Genomic DNA, 14,437 nt, shown 5'->3' on the forward strand with positions numbered 1-14,437 from the left:
GCGGTATTGAGCTTTCCGGAATGCGGAAGGGCGGGGATGGCACGGATATGTCCTTGACCGCGCAGCAACCATGGCCGGGGGGACGCGTCCTCCGCCCGGCATGGAATAAATTTTCCGGAAGGATGCTCCGGCTGCGATTTTGGCTGTAAAAGGCTTTTTCATGGTGTATAGGTGGCTTCTGTTGAAACAGAGGCGTTCCGTACGCCGTACTATCATAGCCATGGAACCCTTACTCTCTCCCGACAGCAAACGCATTTATGTGGTGGACGCCCTGCGCGGTTTTGCCGTGATGGCAATCATGCTGCTGCATTTTCTGGAACATTTCATCTACAATTCCTATCCCGTGGCTTCCTCCCCGGTGATGGAGGCGGCCAACCAGCAGTTCAAGGACGCTTTTTTCTTCCTGTTTGCCGGAAAGTCCTACACCATTTTCGCCCTGTTGTTCGGGTTCACCTTTGCCATCCAGTACCGCAACCAGGCCCGGAAGGGCCGTGACTTTGCGGGCAGGTTTGTCTGGCGCATGTGCCTGCTGGCGGTGTTCGCCTGCATGAATGCGGTGTTTTTTCCGGGCGGAGACGTGCTGCTGACCTTCGCCATCGCAGGGCTGCTCCTGGTGCCGTGCCGCCGGCTGAAGACTTCCACTCTGGTGGTATTATCCCTGTTCTTCCTGGCCCAGCCCCTGGAATGGGCGTATGCGGCAGCGCAGTGGGTGAATCCGGGCTGGGCGCCTCCCTCCCTGGCTGTTGCGGAATCGTACGCTGCCCTGAAAACGGCTGTGGATACGGGCAATTTCTGGCTGATGGCGTGGGAGAACCTGACGGTGGGGCAGTGGGCAAGCCTGGCCTGGGGCATTGAGGCGGGGCGCCTGATGCAGGCTCCGGGACTGTTTCTGCTGGGGTTCGTGCTGGGGCGGCAGGATTTCTTTTTGCGGAATGACCGGAATGCCATGTTCTGGACCCGGGGGATGCTTCTTTCCCTGGCCGGAGCCGTGGCGTTTTATGTGGTGATGTCCCTGCCGGATTTGCCTGCCCCGGTGCACACCGTGTTCACCATGTGGCACAATGTCTGCTTTACCGGCGTGTGGGTAGCCGGGTTCGTCCTGCTGTACCGGCTGGAATATTTCAGGAAAGTGACGGTTCCTCTGCTGACTTATGGACGCATGAGCCTGACCAACTATGTCTCCCAGTCTCTGATAGGCTCCCTGATTTTCTTCCCGTACGCGCTGGGGCTGGCTCCTTATTGCGGGTATCTGGCCAGCTTTGCAATCGGCTGCGCTGCCATGGCCGGGCAGATATGGTTCTGCCGCTGGTGGCTGGAGCGGCACCGTTACGGGGTGCTGGAAGGGCTGTGGCACCGGGCAACTTGGATGGGCGCCGGAAAGGTGGCCAAGCCGGAAGCCCGGTAGAAACGGTGATTTTCTCCGGTACAGGTTATTTTGCCGGTACCTGGTCGTAAAAGACGAGGGACGCTTTTTCCAGCGTGTGCTGCCAGAGCTGGAAGCCTACCTGGGCGGCCGGGGTATCCGGAGCCACGGGCAGGGACGCCGTATCCAGCGCATAAACGGTGACCAGGTACAGGTGCCACCCGTGGCCCGGGGGAGGGAAGCTGCCGCTGTAGCCCGTGAATCCGGCGTCATTGCGAATTTGGACCGCCTGCTCCGGCATCAGGCGGGTAGCCGGATTTCCGGCATCCGCGTGCAGTTCCCTGACGGAGGCGGGAATGTTGACGGCCAGCCAGTGCCAGAATCCGCTTCCGGTAGGCGCGTCCCGGTCGTGGATGGTAACGGCAAAGCTTTTTGTTCCTTCCGGCGGATTGGTCCAGAAGAGCTCGGGGGACTGATTGCCGCCGCCTATGCTGGTGTGCCGGTGGACAGGCGTGGCAACGCCGCCCAGGTCCTTGCTGTGGAGTGTAAATGATGAAGGCATAAGGTCAGGATTTTATTTCAGTGTTGTTCGTTCAAAATGAGGGGAAGGGTTCAGGAGATTGTGTGGAGGGGCTTGCTGCCGGGCTGTCCGGCGGCTTTCTCCCGGATGCTCCAGATTCATTCCTTGTTGATTTTTTCCTTCCAGTCGTGTTCGGTTGGTTCCCTGGTACGGGAAAGGGTGCCGTTCCAGATGGCGCTTTCCTTTGAAAGGGAGATGTAGTATTGCGTGGCGTATGGAAGGGCGGACGGACATCGGCGGCTTTTTCGGCCTGGAATTGCCGGAATACGGCAATTTCCCTCAGTGGCATCCCGGCCGGAGCGTGGCCGTGAATTCCGGCAGGCGCGCTTTGGAGTATATCCTGCGCCGCCTGGGGGGCGTGCGCCGTGTCCACGTGCCCCTTTATACGTGCGGAACGGTGCTGGAACCGATGGAACGGCTTCACATTCCCGTTATTCCTTACCGCATTGACGGGCATCTGGAGCCGGAAGAATTGCCGGAGCTGGAGGAAGGAGAATTCCTGCTGTATACAAACTACTTCGGCATCAAGGAGAAGTACGTGGACCGGCTGGCCTCCCGGTATGGCGGCAGGCTGGTTGTGGACAATGCGCTGGCCTTGTATTCTCCCGCCCGTCCCGGCGTGGCGTCCCTGTACAGTCCGCGCAAGTTTTCCGGCCTTCCGGACGGGGGAATCGCCGTCATGGACGCAGACCAGCCGCTGCCGGAACCGGAGGAACGGGATGAGTCTCTGCCGGATGCCGCCTTTCTGCTGGGATGCCTGGAACGTGGGCCGGAAAGGGCTTCCGCCGCCTGCGGACGGAACGAACGGAGGCTGGAAAACGCCCCCCTGCGGAAAATGTCCCGTCTGACGGAGCGGTTAATGCGCGGAATTGATTACGAGCAGGCGCGATTGCGCCGCATGGACAATTTCCTGTTTCTGCACGAAAGGCTGGGACATCTGAACCGCCTTTCCGTGGAGCCGGATTCCTTGTCCGCTCCATTTTGCTATCCGTTTTGGACGGCTTTTCCCGAGCTGAGGAATGTGCTGATTGATGAACGCATCCTGGTTCCCCTGCTGTGGCCGGAGGTGCTGGAACAGGCCCCGGAGGGCAGCCTGGAACGGAAGCTGGCGCTGCATCTTCTGCCGCTTCCCGTGGACCAGCGCTGCGGGCCGCAGGACATGGAGCGCGTCGTCCGGACCGTGGAGAATTTTTATTCCTGAAACAAGGAGGAACTATTTTGTTAGAGCGGCAATAAGGCGTTGACGGTGTGAACGGACTGCTCTAACATTTTTGAATGTCCGACTATCTCTCTTCTCTGGGCTATCCTTTCCGTGGAAGGCCCATGGTTTTTGCCTTTGCCGTCCTCATTGTATGGGCCATGTTCCTGGCGGCCTGGGCGCCCCTCATCGGCTGGATTGCCATTTTTTGTTTCCTGCAACCGTTCATGTGCGCCTTTTTCATGAAGATGGTGCAGCGGTCCGCCATGGGGGAGGAGGAAATCTGCCTCTTTCCGGAGTTGGAGGAATGGCTGGACGATCTGATGATGCCTTACATCCGGCTGGTAATGTGCATGGCAGTCTCCTTCCTGCCTCTGGTCATTTATCTGGGAGTGATGGACTGGGACATGGACAGCCCCCTTATCTGGCTGTTCATTGCGGCGGGTGCAGCTTATTTCCCGGGCGTTTTCATGAGGACTTCCGTGCTGGAAAGTTTTTCCGGGCTTTCTCCCGCGGGCTGGTGGGGGCTTGTCAGAAAGGCGCCTCTTCCCTATGCCGGGCTGCTCGGCGCCATCTGCGCGGGGGGATGGGTGATTCTGAGCCTTCCTTCCGGGTTTCTGATGGATTTTGCCATGGCGCCCGTGAAGCTGTATGTCGCCTGCGTGCTGATGAACATGTGCGGCTTGTTCATGCTCAAGCATGAATTTGCCGGGGAAGAGGAGGAGGGCGGTTTTTCCATCTCCGGTCCCGCCGCTTCATGACTGCCGCCGTTCCGGCAGCGCCGGGGAAAGTGAGGCTTATTTGGCGGACTCCCTGTCCAGATTGAGGATGCCCAGCACGGACATGTTCCCTTCCGCATCCTTGCCGGAGGGAAGGTAGACCTTGGCATTGTTCAGCATGTTTTCAAAGGCCTTGGCGCGGAGCACGTTCGGCCCCATGGCCTTTTCCTTCAGCGCCAGACCCGCCGCTTCCGCCCTGGCGGCTTCCAGGGAAGCTTCCGCGCGCGCTTTCCCCTGCATGACGATGACTTTGGCTTCCGCCTCGCCGCGTGCCAGATTAGCGTTCGCTTCCTGGCGCGCTATTTCCATTTTCATGGCTCCTTCCGCCTCCCCGCGTGCGCGCTGGATGGCGATGTCCTTCCGGGCGATTTGCAGCTCCGTCTCCTTCCGTTCATTTTCCTGGGTGGTCTGCACTTTCTTCACGACGGATTCAATGATGGCCTGCGGAGGATTGGTTTCTCCCACGGCTACGGAATCCACGATGAAGGGGGTGCCGTCCAGTCGCTTGCTCAACTGCGTGTAAACGTTGTCGGAAATCTTTTGCAGGCTGCCGGAGGCGTCCAGGGCGTTGTACTGGCTCAATTCCGCCCGTACGGCGGTGCGGAAGGGCTGCTGGATGAAATTCTTGTAGGCAAACAGCATGATCTCGTCCGCCACTTCGTCGTCATTGCGGCCGGAGCTCTGCGCGATGCCGCCGTAATCCTCCATGAATTCCTTCACTCGGGACGGGTCCAGGCGGTAAACCAGGGAGGCCTTGCAGGAGATGGGCAGTTTGTCCTTGCCCAGGATGGCGCCGCCGTTGCGGGCATCGAATTCCTCCACCGTGGTATCCGGCGTGATGGAAACCTTGCTGACTTCCCTCCGCCATACCCATCCCGTGGAGGATGGCCCGATCAGGATGCCCTCAAACTTGTTCTGGCCGAAAATGGGCTTGGAATAGACGTAGCCGGCAAAACCGGACAGCACGCGCTTGTTGCTGAAATTGTAAAAGGAGAAGGCCGCCGCACCCGCAGCAATGATGACAATGGCGGGAATGAGCAGGGAAAGGAAAGTTCTGGGAGTTTTATTCATGAGAGAGTAGTGGTTGTGACGGTTTCCAACATAAAAGGCACCCGGTGAAAATCAAGTTCTCTTTTTCCGTCCGGCCGCAGGGGAAATTCCGGTGAAGAGCGCGTTTCAGGAAAAGGAAGGCGGCAAAGTATGTCCTCCGCTGAACGGAGGAGAGAGGTGGAAATGTCTTATCCAGTAAAGGTTGTCCGTTCCCGTGCGGGATATTTCCAGCAGTGTTCCGGAGCGCCCTCCGCGGAGACGGGCCGCCATCTGATTTACAGTCATGAATGTAGCCATTACGGGTTCCAGCGGATTTATAGGCAGCCACTTGTCCAGCCGTCTTGCGGTGTTCGGGCATCAGGTGACGCCTTTGTGGCGCTATCTATTCACGCAGGACAGCGTGGATTGCCTGGCGGAGGCTCTGGCGGGATGCCACGCTGTCATCAATCTGGCCGGGGCGCCCATCGACCGGCGGTGGACGGACGCTTACAAGCAGGAACTGGTGGAGAGCCGCATTATGACCACCCGCAAGCTGGTGGAAGCGGTCAATCGTCTGCACGAACCTCCGGAAGTGATGATTTCCACTTCCGCCGTCGGGTATTACAGTCCGGCCGGCGGCTGCCATGGCGAACAGGACGATCCGGCGGCGGATTCCTTTCTGGCGGAATTGTGCGTGGCCTGGGAAAAGGAGGCGGAACTGGTGAACGACTCCGTGCGGCTGGTCCGCACCCGGTTTGGCGTAGTCCTTTCCCCGGATGGGGGAGCGCTCCCCAGAATGGTGCGCCCGGCCCGGTTCGGCATCACGGCGGCGGTAGGGAACCCGGACCATCCCTTTTCCTGGGTGGCGCTGGAGGACCTGGTGGATGCCCTGATTTTCATCATGGGGAAGGAGGACATTTCCGGCCCGGTCAATGTAACGGCTCCGGAACGCACCACCAACCGGGAATTCTACAAGGCTGCCGCAGAACATTTCCACACCCGCTTGTCCATCCATGTTCCGGACGCCGTCCTGCGCCTGCTGATGGGGGAAGCCTCCCAGGTGATTACCAACGGGCAGTGCGCCATTCCGGAGACGCTGATGCGGGAGGGATTTGAGTTTCAATATCCGGATATCCGCACCTTTTTTAACAAAGCATTCCCTGTCAAATCATGAGTATCATACAGACCATCGTTACTTCCCTGTTTCACGGCCATTCCGTCAAAACCGACCCCATGCCGGATTTCAATCTGGAACGTTATCTGGGGGAATGGCACGAAATCGCGCGCCTGGAAAACTGGTTTGAGCGCGGACTTCGCAAGGTGCTTGCCCGGTATGACCATGGAGAGAACGGTACCATTTCCGTTACCAACAGCGGTTATGACGTCCGTACCGGGGAACGGAAGGAGGCTCATGCGAAGGCTGTGGTGGGAGACGCCCCCAATCATTTGAAAGTGTACTTCGTGCCGCTGGTGTACGGCCGGTATGAAGTGGCCTTTCTGGATGAGGATTACAGCCGCGCCGTGGTTTCCGGCGGTTCCCTGAATTACCTGTGGCTGCTGGCCCGGACGCCGCAGTTGAGGGATGAAGAGCTTCAGCCGATGCTCCATTGCGCGGAGGAACTGGGGTATGATACCTCCCAGCTGATTTACTCCAATTCCCTGGCTTCCACGGATAATGGCATTGGGCGGGATCTGTGAGGGATACCGTTCTTGAAATGGGAGTGCGGGGTAGGGATAACGGCTTTATGGAAGAGCCAAGCTCCTTTGTGGAAAAACGCCTCCGCTTCGCTTGGCAGTGAAGGCCGGGAGGCCTTCATTCCCAGGGATGTTTTTACCCAGTCCGGGGGAAGGCGTATTTTCTCCGTGTTTCCCGCTGGGCATCCGCCGGGAACAAGGGCCTTCCGGCCCTTGTAAAAAATGCCTCCGCTGTATTCCGGAACAGGTTCATCCATGAAGGCTGCCCGGCCGTAAAGCGGTTTCATGGCCCTTGTCAGGAATTTCCCGTAAGCGCCCCCATGGGCTCCTTCCTTTCTTCATTCTCCTGCTTTCAAGCTCTTCCCTCCAGCGGGCCCGTCTCCATGCACATAATTTAAAAAACGCAGCCATTCGTTGAAAAGCGCTTGCAATCGGGCGGCGGATGGCTATGTTCTCATTCATCCAAACATTGGATGTTTGGATGAATTACTTAAAGAAGGAGTAACAATGGATATTATTCATGACAACGCCGCTGATCTCAGCGCATTGAACGGCAAGACCATTGCCGTGATCGGATATGGCGCCCAGGGCCGCGCCCAGGCACTTTGCATGCGTGACTCCGGTGTGAACGTGATTATCGGCGTTCGCCCCGGCAAGTCTTTTGACGCCGCCACCCAGGACGGGTTCCAGGTGATGACCGTAGCGGAAGCCGCGGACAAGGCGGACATCATCCACATTCTGCTGCCGGATGAAAGCCACGGCTCCGTGTATGAAGCTGAAATCAAGCCCCACCTGAAGGCCGGCAAGACGCTTTGCTGCTCCCACGGCTTTGCCTACGTGTTCAACACCATCGTCCCCCCCGCGGACGTGGACGTGATCATGGTGGCTCCCAAGGGACCGGGCACGGAAGTGCGCCGCGTGTTTGAAGAAGGCTTCGGCTGCCCCGGCCTCATCGCCGTGCACCAGAATCCCTCCGGCAAGGCCCGCGACGTGGCTCTCGCCATGGCCAAGGCTGAGGGCCTGACCCGCGGCGGCGTGCTGGAATGCACCATGGCCCAGGAAACGTACGAAGACCTATTCGGCGAACAGAACGTGCTGTGCGGCGGCCTGGTGGACCTGATGAAATACGGCTTTGAAACCCTGACGGAAGCCGGTTATCCGCCGGAAATGGCCTACTTTGAATGCGTGCATGAAGCCAAGCTCATCGTGGACCTGATTTACAACGGCGGCATCCAGAAAATGAACTCCGTGATTTCCAACACCGCTGAATTCGGCGAGTACTACAACGGCCCTCAGATTCTGCCCGCCGACGTGAAGGAACGCATGAAGGAATCTCTCAAGCGCATTGAATCCGGCAAGTTCGCCAAGGACTGGCTGGAAGAAGCCGCCAAGGGTGCTCCCAACCTCAAGGCCAAGCGCGAAGCCCTGGGCCAGCACCCGGTGGAAATCGTGGGCGCCAAGATTCGCAGCCTGTTTGAAAGAAACTAAGGTTTCTTTTACGTTGATTACGGGCCGTTCCGCCGTATCCCGGAGGAACGGCCCGGACACTCCCGGGCTTTCCGCGGAAGCCCGCTATTTTTTCAGTTTATGGACAATTCCTTGCCGGCCGTCAATGTGGAGAATGCCAGGGTATACCTGGGCGGCCACGAAATCCTGCACAATATTTCCTGGCAGGTGCAGCGCGGAGAACGCTGCTTCATCCTGGGCGCGAACGGTGCCGGAAAGACGACGCTGGTCAAGGTGCTGATGGGGTTTGCATGGCCTCTCTTCGGCGCCAGAGTACAGGTGCTGGGCAAGACCTTCGGGCACGTGAATCTGCTGGAACTGCGCAAGTCCATCGCGTGGGTGAGCCCGTTCATGCACAAATGGCTGGAGGACGGCGCCTGGAATGGGCGCGACATGGTGCTTTCCGGCCCTGACGGCACTATCGGCCTTCTGCGGGAGCCGACGCCGGAAGAGGAAGAGAAAGCCGCCGGGATCATGAAATCCCTGAAAGCGCAGCATTTGATGGACAGGCCCGTGGTGGCCATGTCTTCCGGAGAACAGGTCAAGGTGCTCATTGCACGGGCGCTGATGACGAACCCGGAGCTGATGATCCTGGACGAACCCAGCGTTTACCTGGACCTGGCGGGACGCGAATTTTTACTGAAAACCATTGAGGAACTGGCGGAGACGCGGCCTGACCTGACCATCGTGTTCATTACCCAGCGTATTGAAGACATCCTCCCCGTATTCAACCGCGGCATGATTTTAAAGTCCGGTGAGATCGTGGCCCACGGAAGCCGGGACGAGGTGTTGACGGAGGAAAATCTAAAGGACGCCTTTGAACTGGATATCCAGTTGATCAAGACGGAGAAGGGACGCCTCTGGACTGTTATTCGCTAACTTTTCATGAAGAAATCCAAGACAATGGAGTTGAAGAAGCCTGTAAGAGTGTCCCTGTCCCGCCAGGTGCTCACCGCCATGGAATCCATGATACGGTCCGGCAAGTGGAAGGTGGGGGACCGCATTCCCGCGGAGGCGGAACTGGCCCGGGCTTTTTCCGTCAGCCACAACACCATCCGCGAGGCCCTTCAATCCCTGATTCATATGGGGATGCTGGAGGCCCGGCCCGGCGACGGCACGTATGTGATGGCGTCAGACCGCTTTGCCGTTGCGGTGAGCAACCGCCTCAAGGAATCCGAACTGCCCCAGATTCTGGAAGCGCGGCTGGCTTTGGAAAAGGAGATTGCGCGGCTGGCCGCCGTTAAAAGGACGGAGGAGGATTTGAAGGAGCTGGAAAGCGCCCTGAAGGACTGTCATGCCAGGGTAAGGCCGGGCATTGAGGACGACATGCTGTTTCACGCCGCCGTGGCCCGCGCCACGCATAACCCGGTGCTTGCGGAATTGTACAACGTGGTGATCCGCCATGTGCAGGAGAATCTGGAAGGCCTGCTGCAGGAGAAGCAGTATGACGCCGGGGCCATGAAGCTGCATGACGACCTGCTGGATGCCATCCGGCAGCGGGAGGCGGACACGGCGGAAAACATTATTGTGAAGATCGTGGAGTTTGATACGGTCAGCATAGGCGGCCAATTCAGCGCCTGATATTCGGGTGTTGGGATGCTTGAACCGGCAGTTTGTCCGGTAACCGGAACGTTCCGGCGTCCTCCGCATGGCGGAAGCCGCCGTCTTTTGCGGAAAAGAGAATGGCGTTCCGGGAAAAAGAGGGGAAATAGCTTGGTAATTCATGGAGCACGATTAGTTTTTCAACCTTTTCTTTACATCTTCAAATAAATAAATTACCCGGATAAGGCAACGATATGCCAACTTCCCCTCCTTGCCATGTTGTCTCTATTTCAAATACGTTCTATCGGCCTGATATTGATGGGCCACTGGTTTGGCGCTTTTGCCCAGGCCGGAGAAGATGTTCCTGATGAAGTACAGGCGCTGGAAATAAAATCGGAAACGACGTTGTGTTCTGCCGATTTCTATATTGCCAAAGAGCAGGGAAAGGATGTGGATGAGAAGACGGACAAGGAGCGCAAAAAACTCGGCATGGGGGAAGATGTTTTGTTGACTTTGACCGGAAAGCCCATGGGGGATGTTTCTCAGTTGCAGTGGAAGATTACCAAAGGAGAAGCTCTTGCCTCTCTTCCCAAAAAAACGGAAGGAAAGGCGAAGGTGGTATTGACGGTGAATAAGCGAATACAAAAGAAGGGAGAGGTGGAAGTCACCGTCACCACGAGTGAAGGCCTGGAAAAAACCATTGCCTTTGAGATTCTTGTGCCAACCAAGCTGACGGCAGCCGTTCCCGTTAAATCCAGTCTTCCGAGTGATCCCAATATCGTTGTTGTGGCGGCGGATGTCAAACTGACGGTAGAGCCTACGGAGGTGAGTTTTAAAAACATTAAACTGATTGAGCGCGATGAAGGGTTGACCTATGTCATGCCGGATCCGCCTCCCGATCCCCGGAAAGGTGAAATAAAGTTGGGCGTGCCGCATACGGGTCATGGATGCAATGACGCCAGGATCATTGAACTAAATAATTCGTTTATTGATCAGGTGATTTATGCGGCATATTACAACGCAGTCTGGGGCGCCAGGCTACCGCAGGAATGGTTGTGGACCTGCGGTTGGAAAGTCCATGATGGAAATGGGGGCGAGGAATCGACCGGGGATGATATTCTCCAAGTGGAAACCGTGGAACAAAGATTCAAGGCCGAATATATGAAATTCGACGGTATGGACGGCAAGGTTGAAGAAGTACAGATCGCCATCAGGAAATTCGGGCGCGCGATCTCCTATGATTTATACAATCACCAAATGAATTATGAATATGTCTGGAAATAATCTGATGAGCCTGTTTTTTTGCCTCGCCGTGTTGTTCTGCGCAGCTGCATTGGGGCAAGTCATTCCTGCTCCGGCTTGCCTGGACCCGTTTAAATCTCCCCCTGCGGAGCTGTCCGGCTTGCGGGAAAAGCTGAAGCAGGGGAAGCTGAGGGAGTTTTATGACGGAGCCGATGCCCTGCTGGGCCAATGCGCTTCCGTTGACAATAAACAGATCACGAGGGAGGAGCTGGCGTTGCAGCTCTGGCTGTTTCATGACATTGCCGCCGCACCCCTGTATCCCGCGGACTACGATAAGGCCACGCCGGAGAGTATTTTTGACAATAAGGACCATGCCGTCAAACATGACATGCTGTCCTTCCTCTACGTGATGAGCCGGGATGTTGCGCCGATGGCGCGCCGCCTGCATCTGCGGGGCAAGACGCTGTCCGACTTGCTGGCCACGTACGCTGCTGCTACCTATGCGCAGTTCCGGAGCCATTATGATCCGGATTTGGAGGCGAAGCACGAGGCCCTGAAGAAGTCGTTTATTCCGTTGAACCGAAAGTACGTGGAAGAAGAGTTCAAGAAGAAGGAGATCGGCAGCCTCGTCAATCCACAGTATCACGTCTTCCTCAACAAGCTGGGAGTAAACGATACCCGGAATAGAAGGCTGGAGCATTATCTTTCCATTTGCTGGATGGAGGAGTTTGTGGAAATGCTGGTGAACCTGTTTCCGGGCCAGAGCGGGGCGGTGAAGAATTACCTCCGGATGGCGGGCTATGCGGACAAGGAAATCCCGGACTTGATCAACCGGACGGTGGGGCGTACTCCGTCCACGGAATTTTTGTACAAGGGAATGCCTAGGGATGCGCAGAAGGTAAAGCCGTGAAGCAGGACAAACGCTTAAGGACAGCAGTTTCCCAAGGCAGACGGAATTTCCTTTCCGGACAACTTAAAGCCGTCTATCCCTTGTTCCCGGAAAAACGGTATTTTTGTGAAGGATGGAGAGGCCGGTAACGCTGTGATTTTTATGCTTTTCTGAACATAAAAGTTTGTTAGAATTCCAGGCATGACTACCCCTGTTGAATTGAAGTGTCCGATGTGCGGCGCGTTGCTGGCGATGGAAGATGTGAATATGGCCACGGATATGGCTTTATGCCGCGCCTGCAACAAGATAAGCAGGTTTTCAGAGCTTGTTCAGGAGGAAAGGGATGAGGAAATCCTTGATTCCATTCCCCGGCGCATGAGCGTGACAAAAACGGCACGGGGATTGGAAGTAACGTACAGGAAGCCCAAGGGAGCCGGATTTTTCCTGTTGCTGTTTGCACTGATTTGGAATGCTATTACATACACCGCCATATTTGTGATGATGGGGAAAATGGCCCATGAGAGTTTATTCGGGCAATTGTTCCTGATTCCTTTCGTTCTGGTCGGGTTCGGTACGTTTTTGGGCGCCGTTTATGTGTTGTTCGGCCGTATGACGCTGACCCTGTCGCCCGGAACGGGAGAGCTGTTCCGCGGGGTTGGGAGCCTGGGCCGCCGCCAGCAGTTTCTTCTGGCGAAGGATTCCCGCATTTCCATTGAGGCGAGTAATATACAGCAGAATAATAAGGTGCTGAACAAGATTGTAGTGGAACAACCGGACGGCAAGCCGTTCGAGTTCGGTACAGGTATTGCGGAGAAGGAAGCCCAGCAGTATGTGGCGGCCCTTCTGCGGCAGATGAGAGGGTAGGGCTGCTGTTCCGGCATTCCAGGGAAGGTGAAGGAATGACAGGGGGAGCCGGCCTTTATTGCCGCCGGATTGGAAACGCCTTGATGGAGCTGTTTCTCCGGCAGCAGGGGGGCGTCTGTCCGTGGGTGCAGCGCGGAAGGAAAGGCTTCGTATCCATTTCCGGGAAATAATCGTCCTGTTTTTAGCAAATTCGTTGCTAAAGAGTCATGGATGCCGCTTGCAGGATTGCCCCGGAAATTTCAGAATTAATATTTTGATTGATATGGCAGGCAAGCCGCGTAAATTAAACTATGATGAAGAAAGCGCATCTATTGTTGATTCTGTGCAGTTTGCTTTGCGGGGCGGCGGGGGCGCAGAGCCGCCCGGCCACTCCGCCGAACATGGTGGTCATTCTGGCGGACGACCTGGGGTACGGGGATTTGGGCTGCACGGGGTCCAGGCAGATTAAAACGCCTTCCCTTGACCGGCTGGCGAAGGAGGGCGTGTTCTGCTCCCGGGCGTATGTAACGGCGCCGATGTGCTCCCCTTCCCGCATGGGGCTGCTGACGGGCCGTTTTCCGAAGCGCTACGGCATTACTACGAATCCCAATATCCAGGTGGATTACCTTCCGGAGTCCCATTACGGGCTGCCCCAGACGGAGAAGCTGATTCCGGAGTATTTGAAGCCTTGCGGGTACCGGAGCGCGGTGTTCGGCAAGTGGCATCTGGGCCACACGCAGGGGTATACGCCGCCGGAACGCGGCTTCACGCGCTGGTGGGGGTTCCTGGGAGGTTCCCGATCTTATTTTCCCGTGAAGAAGGAGGCTGAAGGCCTGAATCCCTCCATGATTGTGTCCAATTTTACGGATAAGACGGATATTACCTACCTGACGGACGATATTACGGACAGGGCGGTTGAGTTCCTCCAGGAGTCCAACAAGGATAAAAAGCCGTTTTTCATGTTCGTTTCCTACAATGCTCCCCATTGGCCCAACGAAGCCAAACCGGAGGACATCGCCAAATTCAAGAACGTGCAGGACAGGGAACGCCGGATTTATTGCGCCATGGTGTATGCGATGGACAAGGGAATAGGCCGCATTCTGGATGCCTTGAAGAAGGACGGTCTGGAAAAGGACACGATTGTCGTGTTCCTGTCGGACAACGGCGGCGCTCCGGAAGCGTCTTCCTGCAACGCTCCTTTCCGGGGTGCCAAGAGGCAGCATTTTGAGGGGGGCGTGCGCGTGCCTTTCATCATCAGGTATCCGGCGGACAAGCGGCTGATTCCCGGAAGCGTCTGCAAGCAGCCCGTTTCCACCGTGGACCTGCTTCCGGCCCTGCTGAAGGCAAACGGACGTCAAATCCCCAAGAAACTGGACGGCATGGATATTCTGGAGCTGGTGGCGAACAGGGGAACGCCTGTTCCGCGCACGCTGTTCTGGTGCACGGATTATACGTCCGCCGTGCTGGACGGGGATATGAAGTACCTGCTGGTGCCGGACCGCGCTCCGCAGTTTTACAGCGTTACGGATGACCCCCAGGAGCAGAAGGATTTATATTTTTCCAGGCACCAGGATGCGGATTCCCTGGCCAGGAAGCTGGGAACGTACCTGACCACGACGCCCGCGTGCCGTTTCCCGGACAGCATCAGCTGGTCCGCCAAGCTGATGAGGGAGTACGACAAGGCCACGCCGGACAAACAGCCTGAATGAGGCCGCATTGGGTCTCGCCAGGGGCCCTGCGCTGCGGTCAATACGCAGCGGCGCCTGCCGGC

General features: G+C 57.0%; 14 protein-coding genes. 12 read left to right on the forward strand and 2 right to left on the reverse strand.

Annotated elements, in window-relative coordinates; all coding sequences use genetic code 11:
• Nucleotides 1-220: 220 nt before the first annotated feature.
• Nucleotides 221-1,405: a DUF418 domain-containing protein gene (locus HJW02_RS10430; RefSeq protein ID WP_102721254.1), complete on the forward strand. Its 1,185-nt coding sequence runs from the start codon at nucleotides 221-223 to the stop codon at nucleotides 1,403-1,405.
• Between the two features lie 25 nt (nucleotides 1,406-1,430).
• Here HJW02_RS10430 and HJW02_RS10435 read toward each other — a convergent pair whose 3' ends face one another.
• A complete protein-coding gene (locus HJW02_RS10435) occupies nucleotides 1,431-1,925 on the reverse strand; it encodes a YbhB/YbcL family Raf kinase inhibitor-like protein (RefSeq protein ID WP_022398154.1) in 495 nt (164 codons plus the stop codon).
• 232 nt (nucleotides 1,926-2,157) lie between these two features.
• Here HJW02_RS10435 and HJW02_RS10440 point away from each other — a divergent pair, with 232 nt between their 5' ends.
• Nucleotides 2,158-3,144 (forward strand): hypothetical protein, encoded by a 987-nt coding sequence (locus HJW02_RS10440; RefSeq protein WP_102721255.1) that lies wholly within the window; start codon nucleotides 2,158-2,160, stop codon nucleotides 3,142-3,144.
• A gap of 74 nt (nucleotides 3,145-3,218) precedes the next feature.
• Nucleotides 3,219-3,902, forward strand: coding sequence for a hypothetical protein (locus HJW02_RS10445; RefSeq protein ID WP_102730239.1), 684 nt, complete (start codon nucleotides 3,219-3,221; stop codon nucleotides 3,900-3,902).
• Between the two features lie 36 nt (nucleotides 3,903-3,938).
• Here the strand turns inward: HJW02_RS10445 and HJW02_RS10450 are convergent, their stop codons facing one another.
• A complete protein-coding gene (locus HJW02_RS10450) occupies nucleotides 3,939-4,991 on the reverse strand; it encodes an SPFH domain-containing protein (protein WP_022398151.1) in 1,053 nt (350 codons plus the stop codon).
• 262 nt (nucleotides 4,992-5,253) lie between these two features.
• Between HJW02_RS10450 and HJW02_RS10455 the strand changes: the two genes are divergently transcribed.
• The 9 genes from HJW02_RS10455 (at nucleotide 5,254) to HJW02_RS10495 (ending at nucleotide 14,375) form a co-directional block, all read left to right on the forward strand.
• Nucleotides 5,254-6,123, forward strand: coding sequence for a TIGR01777 family oxidoreductase (locus HJW02_RS10455; protein ID WP_022398150.1), 870 nt, complete (start codon nucleotides 5,254-5,256; stop codon nucleotides 6,121-6,123).
• Nucleotides 6,120-6,647: a lipocalin family protein gene (locus HJW02_RS10460; RefSeq protein WP_022398149.1), complete on the forward strand. Its 528-nt coding sequence runs from the start codon at nucleotides 6,120-6,122 to the stop codon at nucleotides 6,645-6,647. Before HJW02_RS10455 ends, HJW02_RS10460 begins: the two co-directional genes overlap by 4 nt.
• 504 nt (nucleotides 6,648-7,151) lie before the next feature.
• Nucleotides 7,152-8,132, forward strand: a complete 981-nt coding sequence (ilvC, locus tag HJW02_RS10465; protein ID WP_102721257.1) for a ketol-acid reductoisomerase — start codon at nucleotides 7,152-7,154, stop codon at nucleotides 8,130-8,132.
• 99 nt (nucleotides 8,133-8,231) lie between these two features.
• On the forward strand, nucleotides 8,232-9,029 hold the full coding sequence (locus tag HJW02_RS10470; RefSeq protein WP_022398147.1) for an ATP-binding cassette domain-containing protein: 798 nt from the start codon (nucleotides 8,232-8,234) through the stop codon (nucleotides 9,027-9,029).
• A gap of 6 nt (nucleotides 9,030-9,035) precedes the next feature.
• Nucleotides 9,036-9,731 carry a FadR/GntR family transcriptional regulator gene (locus HJW02_RS10475; protein WP_022398146.1) on the forward strand — a complete coding sequence of 232 codons (696 nt, stop codon included), beginning with the start codon at nucleotides 9,036-9,038 and terminating at the stop codon, nucleotides 9,729-9,731.
• 237 nt (nucleotides 9,732-9,968) lie between these two features.
• Nucleotides 9,969-10,976: a hypothetical protein gene (locus HJW02_RS10480; protein WP_102721258.1), complete on the forward strand. Its 1,008-nt coding sequence runs from the start codon at nucleotides 9,969-9,971 to the stop codon at nucleotides 10,974-10,976.
• A gap of 4 nt (nucleotides 10,977-10,980) precedes the next feature.
• Entirely contained in the window at nucleotides 10,981-11,844 is an 864-nt protein-coding gene (locus HJW02_RS10485; protein ID WP_102721259.1) for a hypothetical protein, read from the forward strand.
• Between the two features lie 180 nt (nucleotides 11,845-12,024).
• Nucleotides 12,025-12,687, forward strand: coding sequence for a hypothetical protein (locus HJW02_RS10490; RefSeq protein ID WP_102721260.1), 663 nt, complete (start codon nucleotides 12,025-12,027; stop codon nucleotides 12,685-12,687).
• Between the two features lie 290 nt (nucleotides 12,688-12,977).
• The gene (locus tag HJW02_RS10495; RefSeq protein WP_102721261.1) at nucleotides 12,978-14,375 is read left to right on the forward strand and encodes a sulfatase-like hydrolase/transferase; all 1,398 of its coding nucleotides are present in this window, start codon (nucleotides 12,978-12,980) and stop codon (nucleotides 14,373-14,375) included.
• The last annotated feature ends 62 nt before the right edge of the window (nucleotides 14,376-14,437 follow it).

This window comes from Akkermansia sp. GGCC_0220, assembly GCF_017566105.1.
Classification (GTDB): domain Bacteria; phylum Verrucomicrobiota; class Verrucomicrobiia; order Verrucomicrobiales; family Akkermansiaceae; genus Akkermansia; species Akkermansia massiliensis.